This window comes from Arthrobacter sp. OAP107, assembly GCF_040546765.1.
GTDB lineage: Bacteria > Actinomycetota > Actinomycetes > Actinomycetales > Micrococcaceae > Arthrobacter.
Window position 1 is genome coordinate 4,333,620 of sequence record NZ_JBEPOK010000001.1, and the last position, 23,510, is coordinate 4,357,129.

At 68.0% G+C, this 23,510-nt stretch carries 17 protein-coding genes and 2 tRNA genes; 14 read left to right on the plus strand and 5 right to left on the minus strand.

Translation table 11 applies throughout. The annotated features are described in order from the left end of the window. The first annotated feature begins 3 nt into the window (after positions 1 to 3). Positions 4 to 816 (plus strand): VOC family protein, encoded by an 813-nt coding sequence (locus ABIE00_RS19870; protein WP_354262392.1) that lies wholly within the window; start codon positions 4 to 6, stop codon positions 814 to 816. Between the two features lie 173 nt (positions 817 to 989). Here ABIE00_RS19870 and ABIE00_RS19875 read toward each other — a convergent pair whose 3' ends face one another. Continuing rightward, complete coding sequence (locus ABIE00_RS19875) at positions 990 to 2,951, minus strand: FAD/NAD(P)-binding protein (RefSeq protein WP_354262393.1); 1,962 nt, start codon at positions 2,949 to 2,951, stop codon at positions 990 to 992. 61 nt (positions 2,952 to 3,012) lie between these two features. Between ABIE00_RS19875 and ABIE00_RS19880 the strand changes: the two genes are divergently transcribed. From ABIE00_RS19880 to ABIE00_RS19890, 3 genes are all read left to right on the plus strand, one after another. Then, positions 3,013 to 5,256, plus strand: a complete 2,244-nt coding sequence (locus ABIE00_RS19880; protein ID WP_354262394.1) for a prolyl oligopeptidase family serine peptidase — start codon at positions 3,013 to 3,015, stop codon at positions 5,254 to 5,256. Between the two features lie 117 nt (positions 5,257 to 5,373). Then, positions 5,374 to 5,462 (plus strand) — tRNA-Ser (locus ABIE00_RS19885). 93 nt (positions 5,463 to 5,555) lie between these two features. Beyond that, positions 5,556 to 7,031, plus strand: coding sequence for an MFS transporter (locus ABIE00_RS19890; protein ID WP_354262395.1), 1,476 nt, complete (start codon positions 5,556 to 5,558; stop codon positions 7,029 to 7,031). Here ABIE00_RS19890 and ABIE00_RS19895 read toward each other — a convergent pair. Beyond that, positions 6,976 to 9,186 (minus strand): RecQ family ATP-dependent DNA helicase, encoded by a 2,211-nt coding sequence (locus ABIE00_RS19895; protein WP_354262396.1) that lies wholly within the window; start codon positions 9,184 to 9,186, stop codon positions 6,976 to 6,978. The genes ABIE00_RS19890 and ABIE00_RS19895 overlap by 56 nt on opposite strands. A gap of 129 nt (positions 9,187 to 9,315) precedes the next feature. Between ABIE00_RS19895 and ABIE00_RS19900 the strand changes: the two genes are divergently transcribed. The 4 genes from ABIE00_RS19900 to ABIE00_RS19915 all read left to right on the plus strand — a co-directional run bounded on the left by ABIE00_RS19900 (position 9,316) and on the right by ABIE00_RS19915 (position 13,107). Next, complete coding sequence (locus tag ABIE00_RS19900; RefSeq protein WP_354262397.1) at positions 9,316 to 10,734, plus strand: phosphomannomutase/phosphoglucomutase; 1,419 nt, start codon at positions 9,316 to 9,318, stop codon at positions 10,732 to 10,734. 10 nt (positions 10,735 to 10,744) lie between these two features. Then, positions 10,745 to 11,227, plus strand: coding sequence for a hypothetical protein (locus ABIE00_RS19905; protein WP_354262398.1), 483 nt, complete (start codon positions 10,745 to 10,747; stop codon positions 11,225 to 11,227). Positions 11,228 to 11,329: 102 nt separating this feature from the next. Then, positions 11,330 to 11,779, plus strand: a complete 450-nt coding sequence (locus ABIE00_RS19910) for an RrF2 family transcriptional regulator (RefSeq protein ID WP_354262399.1) — start codon at positions 11,330 to 11,332, stop codon at positions 11,777 to 11,779. Positions 11,780 to 11,946: 167 nt separating this feature from the next. After that, entirely contained in the window at positions 11,947 to 13,107 is a 1,161-nt protein-coding gene (locus tag ABIE00_RS19915) for a globin domain-containing protein (protein ID WP_354262400.1), read from the plus strand. Between the two features lie 200 nt (positions 13,108 to 13,307). Here ABIE00_RS19915 and ABIE00_RS19920 read toward each other — a convergent pair whose 3' ends face one another. Beyond that, positions 13,308 to 15,134, minus strand: coding sequence for a phosphoenolpyruvate carboxykinase (GTP) (locus tag ABIE00_RS19920; protein WP_354262401.1), 1,827 nt, complete (start codon positions 15,132 to 15,134; stop codon positions 13,308 to 13,310). Between the two features lie 279 nt (positions 15,135 to 15,413). Here ABIE00_RS19920 and ABIE00_RS19925 point away from each other — a divergent pair. Next, a tRNA-Arg gene (locus tag ABIE00_RS19925) sits at positions 15,414 to 15,487 on the plus strand. A gap of 88 nt (positions 15,488 to 15,575) precedes the next feature. Here ABIE00_RS19925 and ABIE00_RS19930 read toward each other — a convergent pair. Beyond that, entirely contained in the window at positions 15,576 to 16,304 is a 729-nt protein-coding gene (locus ABIE00_RS19930; RefSeq protein ID WP_354262402.1) for a FadR/GntR family transcriptional regulator, read from the minus strand. Positions 16,305 to 16,433: 129 nt separating this feature from the next. Between ABIE00_RS19930 and ABIE00_RS19935 the strand changes: the two genes are divergently transcribed. The 5 genes from ABIE00_RS19935 (at position 16,434) to ABIE00_RS19955 (ending at position 22,024) form a co-directional block, all read left to right on the plus strand. Next, on the plus strand, positions 16,434 to 17,891 hold the full coding sequence (locus ABIE00_RS19935) for a dihydrolipoyl dehydrogenase family protein (protein ID WP_354262403.1): 1,458 nt from the start codon (positions 16,434 to 16,436) through the stop codon (positions 17,889 to 17,891). A gap of 68 nt (positions 17,892 to 17,959) precedes the next feature. Beyond that, positions 17,960 to 18,718, plus strand: coding sequence for an ABC transporter ATP-binding protein (locus ABIE00_RS19940; protein WP_354262404.1), 759 nt, complete (start codon positions 17,960 to 17,962; stop codon positions 18,716 to 18,718). After that, a complete protein-coding gene (locus ABIE00_RS19945) occupies positions 18,715 to 20,751 on the plus strand; it encodes a YhgE/Pip family protein (protein WP_354262405.1) in 2,037 nt (678 codons plus the stop codon). Before ABIE00_RS19940 ends, ABIE00_RS19945 begins: the two co-directional genes overlap by 4 nt. Then, positions 20,748 to 21,398, plus strand: coding sequence for a TetR/AcrR family transcriptional regulator (locus tag ABIE00_RS19950; protein ID WP_331571851.1), 651 nt, complete (start codon positions 20,748 to 20,750; stop codon positions 21,396 to 21,398). Before ABIE00_RS19945 ends, ABIE00_RS19950 begins: the two co-directional genes overlap by 4 nt. 17 nt (positions 21,399 to 21,415) lie before the next feature. Then, complete coding sequence (locus tag ABIE00_RS19955) at positions 21,416 to 22,024, plus strand: hypothetical protein (RefSeq protein ID WP_354262406.1); 609 nt, start codon at positions 21,416 to 21,418, stop codon at positions 22,022 to 22,024. Between the two features lie 28 nt (positions 22,025 to 22,052). Here the strand turns inward: ABIE00_RS19955 and ABIE00_RS19960 are convergent, their stop codons facing one another. Further along, positions 22,053 to 23,480, minus strand: a complete 1,428-nt coding sequence (locus ABIE00_RS19960) for a D-alanyl-D-alanine carboxypeptidase family protein (protein WP_354262407.1) — start codon at positions 23,478 to 23,480, stop codon at positions 22,053 to 22,055. Positions 23,481 to 23,510 lie beyond the last annotated feature (30 nt).

Below are 23,510 nucleotides of genomic sequence, written 5' to 3' on the forward strand. Positions count from 1 at the left end.
AACATGCCTACGCCCGAACCCACGCCCGGCGAACCCTGCTGGGTCGACCTCATGACCACCGATGCCAACCAGGCTAAACAGTTCTATGGCGAACTGTTCGGCTGGGACTTCCAGACCGGAGACCAGGAAAAATATGGCGGCTACATCACCGCGCAGAAGAACGGCAAGACCGTCGCGGGCATCATGCAGAAGCAGGAGGACCAGGCGGGCATGCCGGACATGTGGTCCACCTACCTGTGGTCCGACGACGCCGCTGCCACGGCTGCCGCGGTCTCCGCCAACGGCGGCCAGGTGTATATGGAACCCATGGACGTCCCGGAGCAGGGCCACATGGCGTTCTTCGGTGATGCGTCCGGAGCCGCGATTGGTGTGTGGCAGCCGCGGGAGATGCGCGGTTACGAGCTTGTCGGCGAGCCGGGCGCCCCGGCCTGGCACGAGCTTCACACCAAGGACTATGCCGCCGCGGTGAAGTTCTATCAGGAAGTGTTCGGCTGGAAGACCGACGTCATGAGCGACACCCCAGAGTTCCGCTACACGACGTTGGGCGCCGGCCGGGACGCCAAAGCCGGAATCTACGACGCCGCAGGCGACCTTCCTGCCGAAGTCCCCTCCAACTGGGTCGTCTACTTCGCCGTCGAGGATGCTGACGCATCCATCGACAAGGCCGTCAGCCTGGGCGCGACAGTAATTGACGGACCGGATGACACCCCCCACGGTCGGCTAGCCACCCTGACGGACCCCACCGGGGCCAGGTTCAAACTGGTGGCCGACACGGGCCAGGGCAATGCCGGCGATGCCGGAACCGGCGGACAGTAACCAGCTTTCCCGAACAATTGCCGGCCGGCAGCTTCCTCCAAGCTGCCGGCCGGTATTCTTTGTCCGGCCAGCGGGTGGTGTCACGGCGGAACTGCAAGAGCGTTTGGACTCAAGCGGCAGGAACTGCAGGAGCGTTTGGACTCAAACGGCCGGATGTGAGGACGCGTCTGGGCTTAGGCGGCAGAACGTGAGGACGCGTTCTGGGGCAGGCCGAGGATGGCGCGGGCGATCTCGTCGGCGTCACGGAGCGTCCGCTGCCCGCTGGGGTACACGGGACCGGCCTGCTGGGCGGCTTCGGCGGCGATGGCCGTTCCCCACTGCGTGGCCGAGAGCTGAAGCCCCAGCACGTACATCCGGTCGTTGACCTCGCCGTTCGCCGCTACCGGGCGGTACGGGTGCGGGCGGACGTCGAGCCCCGAGGACTGCACCGGCGTGCCTTCCACGGTCATCATGGTCCGCGGCCGGACGAGCCCGTCGGCGAGGAGCTGTTCCAGCAGCGGGGACTCGTTCAGGACCACCCGGTTGGCCGGCGCCAGTGCCTCCACCAGTGCTTGCGCTTCCGCGGCACCGCCACGTACCCACGGCGAGGCGGCGGTGAAGGTGCGCTTCCCGCGGGCCACGGCGAACTTGGGATCAGGGCCCACGAAGCTGACAATTCCGGCGCGTGCCAGTGCCGCCAACTGCTCGGCGCGCAGCGCCGGAGGCCCGCTGGCCAGGCCCTCCACCAGCGACTCAAACCAGCCCCGCAGGCCGGCAACCCAGGACTCATCGGTGATGCCGCCGTCGGCCACCACCGATTTGAGCACCGCACGGCCATGGTGCAGGGCACCGATGGCCATTTTGACGGGGTCGTCCTCGCCGAGCGCGGAGCGGCGGGCATCGTCATCGAGGTAATCGACGACGGCGGCATCCAGCTCGGCACGAGAGGCGAAGGTCCGTCCGGACAGCGGGGCGGCAAGGCCGCGCAGGTCCAGCCGGCTTCCCTGCTGGACATGGCGTCCGACGACGGCGTTGAAGTCCTCTTCCCACCGGCCGGTGCTGTGGGCATGCGGGTGCAGGGCCTCGTCGAGCTCCTTGAGGAACGTGGCATGGTCCTGCACGGCGTCCGGCTGCGAGCGCACGAGGGTCGTGTAGTAGGCCCAGAGCGCGTCCCGGTGCAGGAGCGGCCAGAGGTCGTGGTCGAAGGCCGGCACAATCCCGGCCGCTGTGAACCTCTGCAGTGCCTTCGCGGTGAAGTAGCGGAGCGTGACCGACGCCGGGTAGTAGCCTGCGAGGGTGGCCTTGGACCGGTACGGGGTTCCGCGCCGGGACGCGGCGAAGATGACCGGTTCCTGGCCCGAGGGCAGGTACTCGAGGCGGTCCCCTGCCTCCACGAACTTCCCGCCCCGGCCCTCCGTGAGCTGGCCCATCACGTCGAAGAAGTTCAGGCCCATCCCGCGGACCAGCACAGGCTCCTGAGCCGGAATGACGCTCCAGTCGACGTCAGCCGGAACGGCCGGCGGGAGGTAGCGCAGGCCCAGTTGGGCCGCGGCCGCCTGCAGTTCACGCTGTTCCGGGTTGAGCCGGGACGCGAGGTGGCCCAGCGCGAGGACGACGGAATCGACGGTGAGGGTCCCGCCGCCGTCCAGTTCGATGTCGAACTTTGCGTCCGGCCGCCGGCGCGCAGCGGTGGCCGTCGCCTGGTGCATCTCGACGGTGACACCATCGGGCAGTGCGGCGAGCAGCTCCTCGACGGTGGACCGCAGGTAACGGCCATAGATGGCGCGGCTGGGGAAGTCGCCCGATCCCAGCACGGCCAGCTCTGCCCGCTCGTCGTCGGACAGCTCCGGGAGGGGGCTGCGCTGCTGTGCTGTCCGCCAGCGGTCGAAGGTGGTTCCGGCAACGGGCGCGGCCAATCCTGTGTCCTCGGGAACCAGTGTGGGGTAGAACGACTGTGTGTTCATCAGGTATAGCCGGGACTGGCCGGGCTGCCAGACGTGGCCGGGACCGGCGGGAAAGGGGTCGATGACGTCGATGTGCAGGCGGGCTCCGGCAGGGCGGGCGGCGGACCAGTTGGCGAGCAGCCGCTCCAGCACGCTGGTACCCCTCGGTCCGGCACCAATCAGCGCCGTCCGGATGCTCTGCGAAATAACCACGCCTTCCAGAGTATCGGCATGTGACTTGCTAGCTGAGCGCGGATGTTGTTTGGATGGGCGCATGACCACCACTGCAGCTGATTCTGCCCCCGCGTCCGGCGCCGTTCCTCCCGAGACCGCGCCCGCGCCCACCGACGAGAACATCTGGCTGGAGGACATCTACGGCGAGGAACAGCTGGCCTGGGTACGCGAGCAGAATGCGCGCACGGAGGACCTGCTGGAGGACGCCGACTATGTCCGGCTCGAGGGCGACATCCTCGAGGTGCTGGACTCGACGGACAAGATCGCCATGGTGAGCAAACACGGCGAGTGGTACTATAACTTCTGGAAGGACCGGCAGAACCCCAAGGGGCTGTGGCGCCGGACCAGCTGGGAGAGCTACTGCAGCGACGCCCCGGAATGGGACGTGCTGCTTGACGTGGATGCGCTGGCGGCCGCCGACGGCGTGGAATGGGTCTTCCACGGGGCAAACCTGCTCCGGCCAGAACCCGGGCAGCCGTACCGCCGCGCACTCCTGGCCCTCTCCCCCGACGGCGGCGACGCCAACCGCTACCGCGAGTTCGACGTCGAGACCCGCGCTTTCGTGGATCCCGCCGCCGGCGGCTTTGACCTCCCGACGGCGAAGGGGAACGTCTCGTGGCTGGATCCAGACACGCTGCTGGTCGCCAGCACCGCGGAAGCTCTCCCGCGCACGGCGTCCTCGTACGCCCGTACCGCCGTGCGGCTGCACCGCGGCCAGGCCCTGGCCGACGCGCCCCGCATCTTCGAGATCCCCGAGGAGCACATGATGGCGATCGTGGCCCACGAATCGACGCCCGGCTTTGAGCGGACGTTCGCGGTGGACTGGATCGACTTCTTCAACCGCCGCACGTCCGTGCTGCAGGACGGAGACTGGGTGCCGGTGGACGTGCCCACCGACGTGAACACGGGCGTCCACCGGGAATGGCTGCTGTTCCGGCCGCAGCGCGACTGGACTGTGGACGGCACCACCTACGCGGCGGGTTCGCTGATCGCCGCCGACTTCCGGGCGTATCTGGCCGGCCAGCGCGAGCTGACGGTCCTCTTCGCCCCGGACTCGCACACGTCGCTGCAGTCCTGGAGCTGGACGCGGAACTTCCTGCTGCTGAACCGGCTGAAGGACGTGTCCTCGGAAATCCGGGTGCTGGACCCGGCCGACTCGTGGCGCTCCTCGCTGCTGGACGCCTGCCCGCCGCTGCACGACGTCAACGCCTTCGCGGTGGACGACGAGGATGAGGCCGAAGGCGGGGCCGGGGACGACTTCTGGCTCGTGGCCACCGGCTTCACGACGCCCAGCACTTTGACGCGGGGGACGCTGACCCGCGGGGCACCGAACGGGGGCACCACCGACGGCGGGGGTTCCGGCGGAACTGCCGGGGCGGGCGTGGTGAGCCGCCACGCGGAAGTCAAGGCGTCGCCGTCGTTCTTCAACGAAGCGGACTACGAGGTGCAGCAGCACTTCGCCGTTTCCGCGGACGGCACGAAGGTGCCGTATTTCCAGGTGGCGGCGCGGGGCCTGGTCCTGGACGGGCAGAACCCCACGCAGCTCTCCGGATATGGCGGCTTCGAGGTCTCGCGCACACCGGCGTACAGCGGCACGATCGGCCGGGCGTGGCTGGAGCGTCGCACTGCAGCCGTTCCGGGCGACGGCCTTCCGGAGGGGCACAGCCGGGGCGGCGTGTATGTTGTCGCCAATATCCGCGGCGGCGGGGAATACGGCCCCTCCTGGCACCGGGCCGCGCTGCAGGAGAACCGGCACCGCGCCTACGAGGACTTCGCGGCGGTGGCCAGGGATCTGATCTCGCGGGGCGTCACCAGCAGGGAGCGGCTCGGCTGCGTCGGCGGCTCCAACGGCGGCCTGTTGGTGGGCAACATGCTGACGCGGTATCCCGAGCTGTTCGGTGCCGTGTCCTGCGGGGTGCCGCTGCTGGATATGCGCCGGTACACGAAGCTGTCGGCCGGCCACTCGTGGATTGCCGAGTACGGGGACCCCGATCTGCCCGAGCACTGGGAATTCATCAAGACCTTCTCGCCGTACCACCAGCTGAAGGACGGCGTGGAGTACCCGGAAACCTTCATCTGGACAGCAACGTCCGATGACCGGGTGGGTCCAGTGCAGGCCAGGAAGATGGCCGCGCGCATGCTGGCCATGGGCATCCCCAACGTCTGGTACCACGAAGCCCTCGAAGGCGGGCACGCGGGCGCCTCGGACAACCGGCAGGCGGCCGCGCTCCAGGGCCGCAGCCAGCACTTCCTGTGGAAGGCGCTGGCAGAGGGCACCGCCTGACCGCCTCCTTAAGCACGCCCCGATCGCAGGTGCCGGTGCGGTTTGGGCGGGCTGCACCGGCCGTTTTGCACTGCGTGGCCGGTTCTGCGTATCCTTGGTGGGCTAGTAATAGCAATTGGAGACGTGCCAGAGCGGCCGAATGGACTTCACTGCTAATGAAGGGTCGGGGTTAAACTCGACCGGGGGTTCAAATCCCCCCGTCTCCGCGTTTGGCCCCGGTCCTCGGACCGGGGCCTTTTGCGTGTCCGCGTGCCGGACGGTCAAGGCGATAAAGCGCTTTCCGGTGGCAGGATGACTCCATGAACAAGCTTTCTGCCAACGAGGCCTGGAGCCCCAGGCTGGCCCTGCTTGTGGCGGCCACATTCTTCATGGAGTTCCTCGACGGGACGGTCCTGACGACAGCCATCCCGAGCATCGCCGGGGACTTTGGCGTGCCGTCGGCCAGCGTGAACATCACCATGACCGCCTACCTGATGACGGTGGCCATGGGGATCCCGCTGAGCGGCTGGCTGGCGGAGCGGCTCGGGGCCCGGCGGATTTTCTGCCTCGCCATCGGTGTCTTCACCGTGGCGTCGCTGCTGTGCGCCGCCAGCCAGGACCTCACGGTCCTGACCGTCAGCCGCGTCCTGCAGGGCCTTGGCGGGGCGATGATGGTGCCGGTGGGTACTCTGGTGGTGCTTCGCGGGACGCCAAAGTCTGATCTTCTGCGCGCCACGGCTTATCTCGTCTGGCCGGGGCTGCTGGCTCCGGTCCTGGCGCCACTCGTGGGCGGTGCGCTGACCACCTACCTGTCCTGGCACTGGATCTTCCTGATTAACCTGCCGCTCGGCATTGCGGCATTCCTGGCCGCCCTGCGCCTGGTTCCGGCGGTTCCCGGCGACTGGAACCGGCGGCTGGACTGGCTGGGACTCACCCTCACGACGGCGGGCGTGGGCGCACTGGTGGCGGGCCTGGAATTGGCCAGCGGGAAGCCCGGCGGTGTGTGGACCTGGCCGAGCATTCTGGCGGGGGTTCTCGCGCTGGCAGCGGCGGTCCTGTGGATGCGCCGCGCGGCCCACCCCTTGTTTGACCTGACGGTGTTTGGCACCCGCACCTTCCGGGCCACCAACTCTGGGGGCTTCATTTACCGGCTGACCATCAGCGCCGTGCCGTTCCTGTTGCCGCTGATGTTCCAGAACGGCTTCGGCTGGAGCCCCCTGCACGCGGGCATCATGGTGGCCGCCGTGTTCATCGGGAACATCGGCATCAAGCCTGCGACAACCCCGCTCATCAGACGCTTCGGGTTCAAGCCGGTGCTGGTGTTCGCGTCCCTGGCCTCGGCAGCCACCTTCGCCCTCTGCGCGCTGCTGACCCCGGAGACACCCGAGCCGCTGGTGTTCGCGCTGCTGGTGTGCAGCGGGGCCTTCCGATCAATTGGCTTCTCCGCGTACGCATCGGTCCAGTACGCAGATATCGTGCCTGCCCAGCTGACGTCAGCCAACGCCGTCTCCGCGACGCTGGTGCAGCTGGCCACCGGGGCCGGAATCGCCGTTGGCGCCCTCCTGCTTCGCCTCTTCGAGTCGGATTCCCGGCTCTCGTCCGGGTTTGGCGGCATCCTGTCAGGCGGACCGGAGGGCAGCGGCGTGGCCGCCTACCGCGGCGCATTCCTGTCGATAGCGGTGCTGATGCTCCTCAGCACGGTCGATAGCCTGATGCTGCACAGGCATGCGGGGGCCGAGGTCAGCCGGCCTGGGCCAGCGCCAGCGGAAGCACCGCGCCCGCACCGGCCCGCCTAAGGGCGCGCCCGGCGACGGTCACGGTCCACCGGCTGTCCACGAGGTCGTCAATGAGCATAACGCTGCCGCCGCCCAGGCCAGCGAGCTCGGCCGCCAGTGACTCCCCCACCACCAGACGGTCCCACACCCCGGCCAGCCGGTAGGCGCTGTTGCCGCCGCGGCCGCCGGTGGGGCCGCCGTGTTCCAGCTGCAGCTGGCCGACGTACGGGATGCGGCCAATCTGGGAGATGCCCCGGGCCAGGGAATCCACGAGCTCTGGCCTGCTGCGCGAGGGCATGCTGACAATCGCTGCCGGCCGTCCTGCACCGCTCCAGCCGGGTATCCGGGAGTCACCGGTGCCCCATTCGCGCAGCACCTGGACACAGGCCTGCAGCATGCCGGGATCGACGGAGCGGTCCGGAGCCCCGGCCGCGAAGAGTTCGCGCAGCGCCCCGCCCCAGCCCAGGTCCGTCAGCCTGGCGAGGACCCGGCCGTCGGCCGTGTTCTCGTCGGGTTTGATCTTGCCCTTCACCGGCACCCCCAGTCGGTCCATTCCGCTGGGCCACTGGAGCCTGGACTCCAGCACGATGCCTGCGCGGCTGAGGGTCTGCCCGGCAGCCTCCGTGGCCGTGGCGGCGACGTCCGACGGGAACCACCTGCCGGCGCAGTTGTCGCACCGGCCGCAGGGGGCGGCGGTCTCGTCATCCAGCACGGACGTGATGTACTCCATCCGGCACCCGGCGGTGTCCTGGTAGATGACCATGGAGTCCTGCTCGTCCACCCGGGCCTCCGCGATGCGGCGGTACCGTTCGGCGTCATACGTCCACGGCACGCCGGTGGAGCGCCAGCCACCGCCCACGCGTTCCACCGCCCCGTCCACGGCGAGCACCTTCAGGAGCAGTTCCAGAGGCGTACGGCGCAGGTCCACCCGGGCTTCCAGAGCCACCGTGGACACAGCCGAGCCCGCCTCTGCCAAGGCGGTCAGCACAGCAGTGGCCTTCTCCTCGGAAGGCATGGAAGCGGTGGCAAAGTACTGCCAGATCTCGCGGTCCTCGGACCCAGGCAGGAGCAGGACGTCTGCATTGGCGGCGCCACGGCCCGCCCTGCCCACCTGCTGGTAGTAGGCCACCGGGGACGACGGGGCGCCGAGGTGGACTACGAAGCCGAGGTCCGGCTTGTCGAAGCCCATCCCCAGCGCGGAGGTGGCCACGAGCGCCTTGACCTGGTTGTCCTTCAGAAGCTGCTCTGCCCGCTCGCGGTCGGCGGGGTCGGTGCGGCCCGTATACGCCAGCACCTCGTGACCGGCCTCGGCGAGGAGCCTGGCGGTATCCTCGGCGGCGGAGACGGTCAGGGTATAGATGATCCCGCTGCCCTGCAGATCGGCCAGGTGGGTGAGCAGCCAGCCGAGACGCTGACGCGAGTCGGGCAGCGCCAGGACCCCGAGCCGCAGCGACTCCCTGCCGAGCGCACCGCGGATGGTGAGCACGCCGTCACCGAGCTGTTCCTCGATGTCGTGGACTACCCGCGAGTTGGCGGTGGCCGTGGTGGCCAGCACCGGCACGGTGTCCGGCAGTTCCCCGATGAGGTCGGCAATGCGCCGGTAGTCGGGCCGGAAGTCGTGGCCCCAGTCAGAGATGCAGTGCGCCTCGTCGATCACCAGGAGCCCCGTGCGCCGGATGAGTTCGGGCAGCTGGTTCTCCCGGAACGAAGGGTTGGTGAGCCGCTCCGGGGACACCAGCAGGACATCCACCTGGTCTGCGGCAAGCTGCTCACGCACCGCGTCCCACTCCAGCTGGTTGGCGGAGTTGATGGCCACGGCCTTAACGCCCGCCCGGGCCGCGGCGGCCACCTGGTCCCGCATCAGGGCCAGCAGGGGCGACACGATCAGCGTGGGTCCGGCCCCGCGACGCCGGAGCAGCAAGGACGCCACGAAGTAAACGGCAGATTTTCCCCAGCCGGTCCGTTGCACCACGAGCGTCCGGCGGCCGCCGTCGACCAGCGCCTCGATGGCCTCGAACTGGCCGTCGTGGAAGTCGGCCTCCGGCCGCCCCACCAGCTCGCGCAGCACGGAGAGGGCCTGACCCCGCGTCCCGGCGACCGTTTCCTCATCCCTTCCGGCACCGGTACCGGTGCCGGGGGCAGAAGCAAGGACAGGAGCGTGCTGGTTATTTGCCATTGATTCAGTATCCCAGCCGCCTCTGACACACCAAACCCCGGGCACGTGCCATGTGGACAACCCGCCGCCACACACTTCTGTGACTGCGCCTTCACAGGCCGCCGCGCGGGTGCCCGTAAGATAAGTGCCGTGACTAGCGACCAGACCCGTACTTTTGACCTTTCGGCCTCGTTCAAGGCGTATGACGTCCGCGGCATCGTGGGCGAATCCATCACCGCTGAAATCGTCGAGGCCGTGGGCGCAGCGTTCGTTGATGTGCTTGGCCTGGAGGGACAGACGGTCCTGGTCGGCGGTGACATGCGCCCCTCCTCCCCCGAATTCAGCAAGGCGTTCGCCAGCGGCGCGGCCACCCGCGGAGCCAACGTCCAGCTGCTGGACCTGATCTCCACGGACGAGCTGTACTACGCGTGCGGAGCGCTCAACGCCGCAGGCGCCACGTTCACCGCGAGCCACAACCCGGCCGAATACAACGGCATCAAGATGGCCAAGGCCGGTGCCGTTCCCATCTCCTCCGAGACGGGCCTTAAGGAGATCCAGGCACTCGCCGAGCAGTACCTGAACGCCGGCTCCATCCCCGCTGCCGAAACGCAGGGCCAGATCGGCGTCCGGGACGTGCTGAAGGACTACGCCGAATACCTGCGCACGCTCGTTGACCTTTCCGGCTCGCGCCCCCTCAAGGTCGTGGTGGACGCCGGCAACGGCATGGCCGGGCTGACCACGCCTGCCGTCCTGGGCGACACGCTGCTGCCCAAGCTGCCGTTCGACATCGTTCCGCTCTACTTCGAACTCGACGGCTCCTTCCCGAACCACCCGGCCAACCCGCTGGAGCCGGAAAACCTGCGCGACCTGCAGGCCGCCGTCGTCGAGCACGGCGCGGACATCGGCCTGGCGTTCGACGGCGACGCCGACCGCTGCTTCGTCATCGACGAAAAGGGCGAGGCGGTCTCGCCCTCGGCCATCACGGGCATGGTGGCCCGCCGCGAAATCGCCCGCGCGAAGGCGCAGGGCGAGGCAACGCCCACCATCATCCACAACCTCCTGACCTCCCGCGCGGTGCCCGAACTCGTCGCCGAAGACGGCGGACGTGCCGTGCGCACCCGGGTTGGCCACTCCTTCATCAAGGCCGTCATGGCAGAGGAAGGCGCCATCTTCGGCGGCGAACACTCCGCCCACTTCTACTTCCGTGACTTCTGGAACGCGGACACCGGCATGCTGGCCGCCATGCACGTGCTGGCCGCCCTCGGCGAACAGGACGGCCCGCTTTCCGAGCTCGGCCGGGAGTACGAGCCGTACGTTTCCTCCGGCGAAATCAACTCGGAAATCGAAGACAAGGCCGGCGCCGTCGAGCGCGTCCGGGCCGATTTCGAGACCGAGGACGTGGCCGTGGACCACCTGGACGGCAGCACCTTCACGGCCGCCGACGGCAGCTTCTGGTTCAACCTGCGCCCCTCCAACACCGAACCGTACCTGCGCCTGAACGCCGAGGCCACGGACCGGGCCACCATGGAGCGGGTGCGCGACCGCGTGCTGGCCCTGGTCCGCAGCTAGGGCGGCGCCCGTGGCATCACCCGATCCGATCCCGGCCCAGTCGTCGTGGCGTGCATCCGTCCCGGAGGCCACGGCCACGGACCTGGAAAACCTCCTGGGCACCGGAATGGCGGCAGCCCAGGAGCAGCTTGAGCGCAGCGGCGGGTTCCTGCCGTTCGCCCTCGTGGTGGAAAACGACGGCGACGTCCGGCTCGTGGCCGTTTCGCCGGCAGATCCGGATGCCGGCGGGGACAGCGAGTTCGATGCCGACGGGATGATCCGCGACATCACGGAACTTTTGCGCCAGCACCGGGACGAGTTCCGGGCCGCCGCCATCGTCTGCGACATCACCCTGGTCGAGGAGGACTCGGACGCCATCCACGTGGCCACGGAACACCGGGACGGTGCGGTTTTCGCAGCCGTCCTGCCGTACTCGCCCCACAACGGGGGCAGCGAGTGGGAGTTCGGCGACCTTGCGGCCGACTCCAACGAACCTGTCATCTGGGCTGACTAGACCGGTCCGGAGCGGCCCTTTGACCTGGTCCCCCGCTCCGCACAGATCACGCGATGCGCGCCGGGTGGACCGGCGATTTGCACAGGCTATTAGGCTAGTACCATGAAAATCAACGCCTTCGCGGACGTCAGCCTGCGCGCCCTCATGGTGCTCGCTGCTGCACCGGAGGGCGGCCTGCTCACCACCCAGAACGTGGCGGACGCCGTCGGAACCCCCTACAACCACGTCAGCAAGGCCGTGGCGAAGCTGCGCATGCTGGGTCTGATTGACGTCGAGCGCGGCCGCAACGGCGGCTCCCGGCTGAGTGCCGCCGGCCGCCGCGCCACCGTTGGCCAGGTCCTGCGGGAGCTGGACACCCGCGAGGATGCCGCCGAGTGCATCGGCCCGGCCGGCAGCTGCCCCCTCATCAATGAATGCCGGCTCCGCGGCGCCCTCGCCCGGGCGCGCGAGGCTTTTTACCGGGAGCTCGACGACGTCGTGGTGGCCGAGTTGCCCACCTCACGTCAGATGACTCCCGTTTTCGAAGCGATCGGGCTGCGCCCCGGCGCCTGAGCCCTCCCGTCACCGCCTCGTCGGGCCCACGCCCGCACATGCCTCCCATTTGGAAAATTCCTTCTACAGGGTGTAGAAATGGATCAGCCAGAAAGTGGCATTTCAAATGCCAGTATCTGCAGCCCCGGTCCGGCCAAAGACCCCGGACCACTAGCTCAGGAGTGCCAATGCTCTCGGACAAAGCCCGTCCTGTCATCGAAGCCACCCTCCCCCTGGTCGGTTCACGAATCGGCGAGATCACCCCCAAGTTCTATGCCCGGCTCTTCGCCGCGCACCCGGAACTCCTGGACGGGCTGTTCAGCCGCTCCAACCAGCGCAACGGCAACCAGCAGCAGGCCCTCGCCGGCAGCATCGCCGCCTTTGCCACCCATCTCGTGAACAACCCCGACACCCTGCCGGAGACCGTGCTGTCCCGCATCGCCCACCGCCACGCCTCACTGGGCATCACCGAGCCGCAGTACCAGGTGGTCTACGAGCACCTGTTCGCAGCCATTGCCGACGACCTTGCCGAGGTGATCACGCCGGAAATCGCGGAAGCCTGGACCGAGGTCTACTGGCTCATGGCGGACGCCCTGGTCAAGCTGGAAAAGGACCTTTACGCGGCGCAGTCCAACACCGCGATGTGGATGCCGTGGACGGTCATCGAAAAGATCCCGGCCGGCACCGGATCGATGACCTTCACCCTCGCGCCGGCCGATGACACCCCGGTCACCCCCGCACTTCCGGGCCAGTACATCAGCGTCAAGGTCACCCTGCCCGACGGCATCCGCCAGGTCCGCCAGTACTCCCTGTCCGGCGATGCCGGCACCAGCCGCAGCTTCACCACCAAGCTCGACGACGGCGGCGAGGTCTCCCCCGTGCTGCACAACAGCATTGAGGTCGGAGACATCATCGACATCTCCAACCCGTACGGCGAAATTACGCTGAAGGACGGCGACGGCCCGGTGGTCCTTGCCTCGGCGGGCATCGGCTGCACACCCACCGCCTCGATCCTGCGTTCCCTCGCCGAAAGCGGCTCCGAGCGCCAGGTGTTGGTCCTGCACGCCGAAAGCACCCTGGACAGCTGGGCCCTGCGCTCCCAGATGACGGACGACGTCGAACGCCTCGGCGGCGCCGACCTCCAGCTTTGGCTTGAGCAGCCGGAAGCCGGGTCCAACTCCGGTTTCATGTCGCTGCGTGAGGTGGACCTCCCGGCCGGCGCGTCGCTGTACCTGTGCGGTCCGCTGCCGTTCATGAAGAACATCCGCAATGAGGCCATCAACGCCGGCATCCCGGCCACGAAGATCCACTACGAGGTCTTCGGCCCGGACATCTGGCTGGCCTCCTAAGCTCTTCCGCCGGGGAGTACTTGTCCATTTGTCGCTACTTTAGAGGCCTCTAGCAGCCATTATCTGGACAAGAAACTCCAGGACGGACGACGGCGGCCCCGCACCTTTGAAGAAAAAGGTGCGGGGCCGCCGTCGTACTTTTGGGCCCACGCTGCCGAGGGGCCCCAATCGAGCTTGCGAGATTGGGGAGGCAGTGGGGTCTAGGCCAGGCGGGCCTTCAGTCCGTCGAGCTCGTTCTGGAGCGCTGCGGGCAGCGAGTCGCCGAAGTTGGCGAACCACTCCTCGATCGAGGCGAGCTCGGTCTTCCACTCCTCGGGGTCGACGTGAACTGCCTCCTCAACCTGGGCAGGGGTCATGTCGAGCCCGTCGAGGTCGATGGCGTCGCCGGTCGGAACGAAGCCGATGGGGGTCTCCACGGCGTCGGCCTTTCCTTCGAGCCGCTCGATGGCCCACTTCAGGACACGTGCGTTGTCCCCGAAGCCAGGCCAGGCGAAGCCGCCCTCTGCCGTGCGGCGGAACCAGTTGACCAGGAAGATCTTGGGCAGGCGCTCCGGGTTGGCCTTCGCGGAGAGGTTAACCCAGTGGTTCAGGTAGTCGCCGGCGTCGTAGCCGATGAACGGCAGCATGGCCATGGGGTCGCGGCGGACCACGCCGACGGCACCGGCCGCAGCAGCGGTGGTCTCCGATGAGAGGGTGGAACCCATGAAAATGCCGTTGGTCCAGTCGCGGGCCTCGGTGACCAGCGGGATGGTGGTCTTGCGGCGGCCGCCGAACAGGATCGCGGACAGTTCCACACCGTTCGGGTTGTGGTACTCCTCGGCCAGCATGTCGATCTGGTCGATCGGGGTGCAGAAGCGCGAGTTCGGGTGGGCTGCCGGCTTGCCGGACTCGGGCGTCCAGGAGTTGCCCTGCCAGTCTGTCAGGTGGGCTGGAGTTTCCTCCGTCATGCCTTCCCACCAGACGCCACCGTCGTCGGTCAGTGCAACGTTGGTGAAGATGCTGTTGCCCTTGGCGATGGCGCGCATGGCGTTGGGGTTGGTGCCCCAGCCCGTGCCGGGGGCCACACCAAAGAGGCCGGCCTCGGGGTTGACGGCGCGGAGCTCGCCCTCCTTGCCGAACCGCATCCAGGTGATGTCGTCGCCGAGGGTCTCGACCTTCCAGCCCTTGATCGTGGGGTCCAGCAGGGCGAGGTTGGTCTTGCCGCAGGCGGACGGGAAGGCTGCCGAGACGTAGTACGTCTTGTTTTCCGGCGAGGTGAGCTTGAGGATGAGCATGTGCTCGGCAAGCCAGCCCTCGTCGTGGGCCATGACCGAAGCGATGCGCAGGGCGTAGCACTTCTTGCCCAGCAGCGCGTTTCCGCCGTAGCCGGAGCCGAAGGACCAAATAGAGCGCTCTTCGGGGAAGTGCACGATCCACTTGTCCGGGTTGCAGGGCCAGGGGACGTCTGCCTGGCCGGGCTCCAGCGGAGCGCCCAGGGAGTGCAGGGCGGGAACGAAGAAAGCGTTGGTTTCGGTGATCCGGTTCAGGACGTCCGTGCCGATGCGCGCCATGATGCGCATCGAGGCAACCACGTAGGCGGAGTCGGTGATCTCGACGCCGAACTTGGGGTCCTCGGCGTCAAGGTGGCCCATCACGAACGGGATGACGTACATGGTGCGGCCGCGCATGGAGCCGGAGAACAGCCCGCGCAGCTTCTCCTTCATCTCCGCCGGGGCCATCCAGTTGTTGGTGAAGCCTGCGTCGTGCTCCTTCTCGGAGCAGATGAAGGTCTGCTCTTCGACACGGGCCACGTCGGCAGGATCCGAGAAGGCTGCAAAGGAGTTGGGGAACAGGTCCTGGTTCAGCCGCTTCAGGGTGCCCGCCGCGACGAGTTCGTCGGTGAGGCGGGTGTTTTCTTCCTCGGAGCCGTCGACCCAATGAATCCGGTCCGGCTGGGTCAGGCCAGCGACCTCTTCAACCCAGGCCAGCAGACCGGTATGGGTGGTGGGTGCTTTCTCAAGCAGCGGCAGTCGCGCCAGGTGGGCCATTGCAGTTCCCTTCTTCGGGTTCAGTGGTGTGTGCTAAATGCTATTTCTGATGCTCTGGACCAATTGGCGGTCAGACATCGGATGTCCTGCCCTTTCCGGGGCAACTTCCGCGGAAACCCGGGGAATTTGGATTTAGAAAAGTTGAAATTAGTGACGAAGGTCACATAGACCGGTCTAGTTGTGTAAATTACACCGTCTTCGATTTGGAACTGCGGCCCTCCTCGCGTAAAGTTATTCGAGGTTCGGGGCGAGCGAAAAGCTCGAAACGAAACGGAAGATGCGCCCATAGCTCAGCTGGATAGAGCGTCTGTCTACGGAACAGAAGGTCAGGGGTTCGAATCCCTTTGGGCGCACAGAGAGAGAAGGTCCGCACCGGGAAACCGGTGCGGACCTTCTGCGTTAAGCACACCCGTGAGCGGAAATCGGTGCGGCCAAAACCATCTATCCGCCCACGGCCTCCACAATCCGTTGCCGGAAGCCGTCGAAGTGGCGGGTCAGCTCGTGGGCAGCCCGGGCTTTGTCCCCCGCGGCCACGGCCGAATAGATGTTCCGATGCACTGCAGCGAGCGCCGGCAGATCCTCCACCCCGGGCCCGACCTCCGTGTAGATCTTGCGGTAGACCTTCCAGAAGACGCCCAGCAGATTGAGCAGCAGTTCATTGTTCAGGGGTTCAAAGAGCCTGCGGTGGAATTCGGCGTCGGCTTCCACGAAGGCCTCCCCTGCCGCCGCACTCTGTTCCATGCGGATCACGGATTCCTCAATGGCGGCCAGCTGGCCGGCGGTCATCTCGTCCATCGCGCTCCCGATGAGGCCAGCCTCCAGCGCCTGGCGGACGTCCACGAGCTGCCGCGCCTCCTGGCCATGGTGCCGCAGGGACAGGCGCCCGCGGAAAATCAGGCCGTCGGCGAGCGACTCGAAATTGCTGGGCGCCACGAACATCCCGAAGCCGTGGCGGATCTCGATGACCCCCAGTGCCTGCAGGACCTTCAGCGACTCCCGCAGCGTGTTCCGGCCCACGCCGAGGACCAGGCACAGCTCGTTTTCGGTGGGAAGGGCGTCACCGGGCTCCAGTTCCCGGTCCAGGATCAGTTCCATGATGTCCGCCTGCAGGGCGCGCAGGCGGGCCTGGGCGCTGAAGCGGGCCGGCGGAACCATGTTGGAGGGCTGCATGGAGGGCTCCTTTGCGCTGTCCGTACTTTTCCTCACCGTATCGGATGTCCCACGTCCCCGGAACGGAGGGTCCGGTGTTGCGGCAGTGCCTGCCGAAATCCGAGGCACCTCCCGGCGTAGGCTGTTGCCATGCCACGACTTGTTGAACGGGAATTCGACGTCATTGTGATCGGCGCCGGAGCGGCAGGGGAAAATGCCGCGGACCGGGTGGTGCAGGGAGGCCTGACGGCGGTACTCGTCGAAGCCGAACTGGTGGGCGGTGAATGCTCCTACTGGGCCTGCATGCCGTCCAAGGCGCTGCTGCGCCCGGGCACCGCGCTGCACGGGGCCCAGGCAGTTCCCGGCGCCAGCGAGGCCGTGACCGGAACGCTCGACGCGGCAGCAGTCCTCAAGCGTCGCGACTCCTTCACCTCCCAGTGGCAGGACACCAGCCAGGTGGAATGGGTGGAGGACGCCGGCATCGAACTGATCCGCGGCCGGGCCCGGATCAGTGGCGAGCGGAGTGTCAAAGTATCGGGGCTGGACGGCGACGACTATGCGCTCACGGCGCGTCACGCCGTCGTGCTTGCCAACGGCTCCACACCCAACCGGCCACCCGTGGACGGACTGGGCGAGGTTGAGTACTGGGGCACGCGCGAGGCGACCTCGGCAAAAGAGGTCCCCGGGCGGCTTGGCGTGCTGGGTGGCGGCGTCGCCGGCACCGAGCTTGCCCAGGCCTTCGCCCGGCTCGGATCAACGGTCACGCTGGTGGCCCGCAGCGGGCTGCTGCGCAACTTCCCGGCCGAGGCCGCGCAACTCGTGGCCGCCGGCCTCCGGGCCGACGGTGTGGAGCTCCGGCTCGACACCAAGACCCGTAGCGTCCACCGGAATTCCGACGGTTCCCTGACGCTCACGCTCGACGGCGGCGACACGGTCACGGTGGACAAGCTGCTGGTGTCGACCGGCCGGCACCCCGCACTGGAAGGGCTCGGGCTGGAAAACGTGGGGCTGACCGCCGCCGACGGCAAGCCCCTGGCCATCCGCACCGACTCAACCGGCCTGGTGGCGGAAGCGGCCGGCAACGACGACGGTCCCTGGCTCTACGCGGTGGGCGACGCCGCGGGCAAAGTACTGCTGACCCACCAGGGCAAGTACGAGGCCCGGGCCACCGGCGCGGCCATTGCCGTCCGGGCCAAGGGCGAGCTGCACGGGGAGCCCGAGCCCTGGAGCCGGTTTGCGCACACCGCCGACGAACACGCCATTCCCAACGTGGTGTTCACCGACCCCGAGCTGGCGAATGTCGGCAGGTCGCTGGAGCAGGCCCGCAAGGACGGCTACAACGCCTCGTCGGTGGAGCTCCCGATCGAAGTGGCCGGTTCCTCACTCCATGCCCGGAACTACGAAGGCTGGGCCCAGCTTGTGGTGGACGAGGACCGCAAGGTGCTCCTCGGCGCAACCTTTGCCGGGCCCGACGTCGCCGAACTCCTGCACGCCGCGACCATTGCCGTCGTTGGGGAGGTTCCGCTGGACCGGCTGTGGCACGCGGTCCCCTCCTATCCCACCATCAGCGAGGTCTGGCTGCGGCTGCTGGAGAAATACGGCCTGTGAGCCTTTATTTGAACTGACTAGTCAGTTCAGTTAGCCTTGAGGCAGACAACTTCTGCGAAAGGCTCCCTTTGCTCTGCGCACGACAGCTCAGCGTGAAAGGCCGGCGGCTCGACCTCCTGCCGCCGACTTCCCTCCAGGTGACCCGCGGCGAACTGCTGCTGGTGACCGGCGACCGACAGGACCAGCGGACGGCGCTCGCGCTTGTCCTCAGCGGCCGGATGAAGCCCGACGGCGGAACTGCCACCTGGGACGGCACGGCAGGGGTCAGGCCGCTGCGGCGCGCCAGCGCCCTGGTGGACTCCCCCGGCGTCAACGAACCCGAGCAGCACCTGAGCGTCGCCGACCTGGTGACCGAGGATCTGGCCCTGGTGCCCCGCCGCTACCGTGGCGCCCTGCTCAGCAAGCCGTGGCTGAAGGTCAACCGTTTCGAGGACGTCGCCGGCATGTGGACGGAGCAGCTCCCGCCGGCACGCCGCACAGAGCTCCTCACGGCGCTGGCCCTCGCCAATCCCGGCACGGACCTCCTCGTCGTGGATTCCCCCGACCGGCATGGCGCGGACCCCTCCGGCTGGCTGCCGCGGCTCACGGAACTGGCGTACGACGGCGGCCGGCCACTCGCCGTCGTCGCAACCGTTACCGCCCTCCCGGAAAACTGGACCGGACCGTCCGCCGAAATCGGCAACGCCGCCGCCCGTCCTTCCGCGGCGGATTTTAGTCAGGACAATGGCTCCAACACGCCCCTGAAGTCCGAATATGTGGACAAAAGCTCCGGCGTGACGGGTGACAGCCTGACGGATGACCGCGTGACGGGCGGGATGGCCAAATGACAATCCTGCGGCTGGCGCGCTCCGAACTCAAGCGCATGACCGGCGGCCTGCTGCCCAAGCTGACCATCCTGGCCCTCACCCTGGTGCCGCTGCTCTACGGCGCGGTGTACCTCTACGCGAACTGGAACCCGTACGGCAACCTCGACCGCATCGACGCCGCGCTCGTGGTGGAGGACGCCGGGGCCGCCACCAGCGGCGGAACGCGGCTGGAAGCCGGGCAGAAGGTGGCGGACAGCCTCCTCGAGGGCCACGTGTTCAACTGGCAGACCGTCCAGTCCGCGGCAGAGGCGGACCAGGGCGTCAGCGAGGGAAAGTACGCGTTCGCCCTCAGGATCCCCAAGGATTTCTCGGCCAACCTTGCCTCGCCTGGCAGCTTCGATTCGGCCACCCAGGCAATGCTCAACGTCACCACCAACGACGCCAACAACTACCTGCTGAGCACCATTGTGGACAAGCTGACCACGGCCGTCCATGCCTCGGTGGCCAAGGATGTCGGTGCGGAGACGGCCAACCAGCTCCTCACCGGATTCGGCACCATCCACACGCAGATGGTCAAGGCGGCCGACGGCGCCACCCAGTTGGCGGATGGCGTCACCCGGCTGCACGAGGGTACTGTCACCCTGCATGCGGGAACCGGGAAGCTGGCTACCGGCGCCGCCGACCTCTATAACGGCCAGACAAGGCTGCGTGACGGTGCCGACGAACTTTCCGCCGGAGCCGGCCAGTTGAGCGGAGGGCTGGCGGAGCTGCGGGACAGGACGGCCGGGCTTCCGGCGGATTCACAGCGCCTCGCTGATGGTGCTGCCCAGGTTGCGGCCGGAAACGCGGCGCTGAACAGCAAGGTGCAGGACGCCGTGGGGCAGCTCGAGGCTGCTGAAACCGGCCTCCGCGACCGGCTGCAGGAGTCCAACAACAGGCTGGTGGCCGCCGGTGTCCTGACCCGGGAACAAGCCGACAAGGTGCTCGCGGAAGTCGATTCCGCAGCCGCCTCCGGCCCGGTCAGCGATGCCAGGGCGAAGATCCAGGCAGACGCAGCGCAGATCCAGCAGCTTTCCGACGGATCGGCGGCGGTAAGTGCCGGTGCGGCGCGTCTGGCCGCCGCCGCACCTGCCTTGACCGGCGGCATCTCGACGGCGTCTGCCGGGGCAGACCGGCTGGCGGCCGGCGCCACCACACTGGCTTCCGGAGAGCAGACGGCGGTGGAAGGTTCGGCCGCCCTGTCGGCAGGTGCCCGGGAGCTCGACGGCGGTGCGGCGCAGCTGGAGAGCGGAGCGGGCACCGCCGCAGCCGGGGCCGGGAAGCTGGCAGCCGGGCTGTCCCAGGGTGCGGGCAAGGTCCCCCACCCGGACGACGCGCAAAAGAGCGACCTCTCGGCCGTGATGTCCGACCCCGTGGCAGTCAGCAACGTCTCGCAGGCAAAGGCCGGCTCCTACGGCGCAGGGCTCGCTCCCTTCTTCATGACGCTGGCCCTGTGGATCGGCATCTTCATGCTGGTCCAGGCCATGCGGCCCATCACCCAGCGTGCCCTGGCCTCCAACGCGCCGGCGTGGAAGATCGCCGTCGGCGGCTGGCTTCCGTTCCTGACGGTCTCCGCAGTGCAGGCGAGCCTGCTGACCGTCGTCGTCAATGTGGGGCTGGGACTGCACCCTGCCCACCCGTGGCTGATGTGGATGTTGCTGCTGGCAGCCGCCATGGCCTTTAGCGCCATCATCCAGGGCGTTGTGGCGCTGCTCGGTTCACCGGGCAAGCTCGTGGTGCTCATCCTGCTCGTGCTCCAGCTGGTCTCCTCCGGCGGCACCTTCCCGTGGCAGACCACGCCGGAGCCGCTGCACGCGGTCCACAGGGTCCTGCCCATGGGCTACGTGGTGGATGGCATGCGGCACCTGGTTTACGGCGCGGACCTGTCCCTGGTCCCGGGGACCGTGGCAGGGCTGTTTGGCTACACTTTGCTGGGGATAGCCCTGTCAACGCTGGCCGTCCGCAAGAACAAGTTCTGGACCCTTAAAACCCTGAAACCGGAGATCGCAGTATGAGCACGCTGGAGGCGGACCAGGAACCCGCCGCACCGAGGAAGCTCCGCCCCGGCCGGACCAACGCCACAAAGCAGAAGCTGTTCGAGGCCTCCATGGACCTGATCGGGGAACGCGGCGCGTCAGGTGTGACCGTCGACGAGATCGCGGCCGCCGCCGGTGTGTCCAAGGGGACCGTCTATTACAACTTCGGGAGCAAGTCCGATCTCATCGCCCAGTTGCTGCGGCACGGCGTGGACATCCTCGAGGCCCGGTTGCTCAGCATGCGCGGCGCCACGGCGGACCCGCTGGCCGGTATGGAAGCGATGATCGGCCAAGCCATGGACTTTATGGCGGAGTACCCGTCCTTCGCCAGGCTGTGGGTGGGCGAACAGTGGCGCACCCCGAGTGAATGGCAGGACACCTTCGTCGAGCTCCGGACCCGGCTGCTGCAGGTGATCGGCACGGCCATCGAAAGTGTTGCCGCGCAATACCCCGTGGACGCCACCATTTCCCGGGGAAGCCTGGAGGCGGCCGTGTTTGGCGCCTGCTTCGTGGTGGGGCTGGACCGCCAGACGTACAACCCGGAACGGAGCCGTGACCAAAGCGTTGCAGCCATCATGACAATCATGCGCGGCTACGTGCTGAAGGGGCCCGCTCCTCAGGGATGATTAGTCCCATGGGCCACATGGGTAACAGCGGAAAGACAGCGATCGGTGCGTTTGCCGCGGCGGCGGGCCTGCTGGCGCTGACCGCTTACACGCTGGAAGAAGCCGCGCTGGTGGCCCTCCTGGGCGCGATTGGGGTGGGGTACGTGGCGTCCGTGGCCGAAGCCTTCGCCCGGAACCGCTACCTTGCCCTGCTGGCGGGCGGGGCCGGAACCAGCCTGTTCATCGGTTGCAGCATCGCCTTCCTGCGCATGTGGGGGCTGGCGTTTAACCAAAGCCCGGCAGCCTTGGGCCAGGCCGTGACCACCCGGGATTCGGACATTTACTTCTATCTGGCTGCGGCCTCGGGAAGCCTGACGCTGCTGGTGCTTTTTTGCGCTGCGGTCTGGCCCTCCCGCCGGCGGCTGCGCCAGGCAGAACACCCCCGGTCCAGCCGCGCCGCCAGGGCCGCCGGCACCGCCAGGCCCCGGGCCGCCGCAGGCCCTGCCAGGACCGCCGGCCAGGCGGCCGCGGCCGGAGCTCCGGGGCGTCCCGCAACGAGACTTCCGGCGGGCGCCCGGCAATCAGTGCCGGCCCCTGTTCGGCAACAGCAGGCCCCGCGGACAGCGCCGCCAAAGCCGCGCCGGTAACGGGCCAGCGGCTGGCGGAAGCCGCCTGCTACCGGAAGATGTTGTACGACTGCCAGCCCGGCCCGACGGATCGGAGACCGGTGAACTGGCTGTTGCCCAGGCTGTAGTAGACGAGGCGCCCGTCGGTGGTCTTCGCGGTGAGACCGCGCGTCCCCCGCCCCTGGAAGCCGAAGGATGCGTGCGACTGGACCAGCGCATTCCAGCCGGTCCCCACCCGGCGGCGGGCTTCGGCAACGATCTTGCCGGCGCCGTCGGACCTGTACAGCAGGAGTTCGCCGGACGCCTTGGTGACCAGCAGATCCTGGCGGCGGTCGTTGTCGAAGTCGGCCATGGTCAGTTTCATCCCCTGGAACCCCTGCCCGAGCCGGAGCCGGGCGCTGAGCGCACCGCCCGTGGCGTTCGGGTAGAAGTACATGGCGCCGTCCGCCGCGGTTCCCACCACGCCCGGGTACCGCTGGCCGCTGTGCCACTTCCCCACCGTAATGTTCATGGACTGCCATCCGGCGCTGCCCACGCGGACGGGGCTCAGGAACCCGCCGGAGAGTTTGCCGCGGTACACCGAGAGCGTGCCGGTCTTCCACTGGGCCACGAGGTCGTTTACGCCGTCGGCATTCCAGTCAGCGACGAAGCCGGCCTTCAGACCGGACCAGCCGGGCCCGATCCGTTTGCGAGTGCCGAAGCCGCCCTGGCCGTTGGCCGGGTAGGCCCACAGCACGCCGCTGGAGTCCGCGGCGAGCACGTCGGCCCCGCTCCTGATGGTGGGCCGGGCGGAAAAGAACTGTTCCATGGTGGGGATGCCGCGGCTCTTCATGTCCGTGGCCAGCGGAACCCCGACGAACCTCAGGTGCCAGGGCTCATACGCGTAGCCGGTGATGCCGGTGTACCCCTGCGGGTAGCGCACGATGAAGCCGTAGCGGTGGGCGTTCGCCGCCACCCAGCGCCCGCCGGGAGTGGTCCCGAAGCAATCGGTCAGTCCGCAGGCGCCGCCCGCGTTGCCGACGTCCGCTGCCAGCCCGGTCTGGTGTTCGCTGTATCCCGGTCTGGCCGAGATCTGGTCAGCATAGGCCTGCCCGTACATCTGCACGTACGAGTTGTACAGGGCGCTCTGGGATGCGTAGGACCGGTATCCGCTGATGACCTCCAGGGAATAGCCGGCAGCACGCGCGCCCGCGAAAAGTTGGCCCAGGGCACCTGCGACCTGGCGCCGGAGCAGATGGCCGGTGCCGCCCCAGCTGACGAGGTCCGACGGCGCGAACTGGCGTGGATTCAGCGGCCGCGACTTGTTCACCAGGACCCACGCATTGCCGGGGTCCGACACAGCCTGCGTGGACAGCGGCTCACCGGATGGCGCCGCAGTTGCCGGCTGCGCGCCGGCGGAAAGCATCAGGAGGACGACGACGGCGGCGGCGCACCGCCGGGCACCGGCCCGCCACCGGGCGGGTACAGAATTCAGCATGGCGGCCCTTCCCCATTAGACGACGCTGGG

Excerpts from the sequence above, each read along its gene's own strand:
- ABIE00_RS19870 (WP_354262392.1), top strand. The coding sequence starts at position 4 with ATGCCTACGCCCGAACCCACGCCCGGCGAACCCTGCTGGGTCGACCTC.
- ABIE00_RS19880 (WP_354262394.1), top strand. The coding sequence starts at position 3,013 with ATGACCACCACTGCAGCTGATTCTGCCCCCGCGTCCGGCGCCGTTCCT.
- ABIE00_RS19890 (WP_354262395.1), top strand. The coding sequence starts at position 5,556 with ATGAACAAGCTTTCTGCCAACGAGGCCTGGAGCCCCAGGCTGGCCCTG.
- ABIE00_RS19895 (WP_354262396.1), bottom strand. The coding sequence starts at position 9,186 with ATGGCAAATAACCAGCACGCTCCTGTCCTTGCTTCTGCCCCCGGCACC.
- ABIE00_RS19910 (WP_354262399.1), top strand. The coding sequence starts at position 11,330 with ATGAAAATCAACGCCTTCGCGGACGTCAGCCTGCGCGCCCTCATGGTG.
- ABIE00_RS19915 (WP_354262400.1), top strand. The coding sequence starts at position 11,947 with ATGCTCTCGGACAAAGCCCGTCCTGTCATCGAAGCCACCCTCCCCCTG.
- ABIE00_RS19920 (WP_354262401.1), bottom strand. The coding sequence starts at position 15,134 with ATGGCCCACCTGGCGCGACTGCCGCTGCTTGAGAAAGCACCCACCACC.
- ABIE00_RS19930 (WP_354262402.1), bottom strand. The coding sequence starts at position 16,304 with ATGCAGCCCTCCAACATGGTTCCGCCGGCCCGCTTCAGCGCCCAGGCC.
- ABIE00_RS19935 (WP_354262403.1), top strand. The coding sequence starts at position 16,434 with ATGCCACGACTTGTTGAACGGGAATTCGACGTCATTGTGATCGGCGCC.
- ABIE00_RS19945 (WP_354262405.1), top strand. The coding sequence starts at position 18,715 with ATGACAATCCTGCGGCTGGCGCGCTCCGAACTCAAGCGCATGACCGGC.
- ABIE00_RS19950 (WP_331571851.1), top strand. The coding sequence starts at position 20,748 with ATGAGCACGCTGGAGGCGGACCAGGAACCCGCCGCACCGAGGAAGCTC.
- ABIE00_RS19955 (WP_354262406.1), top strand. The coding sequence starts at position 21,416 with ATGGGTAACAGCGGAAAGACAGCGATCGGTGCGTTTGCCGCGGCGGCG.
- ABIE00_RS19960 (WP_354262407.1), bottom strand. The coding sequence starts at position 23,480 with ATGCTGAATTCTGTACCCGCCCGGTGGCGGGCCGGTGCCCGGCGGTGC.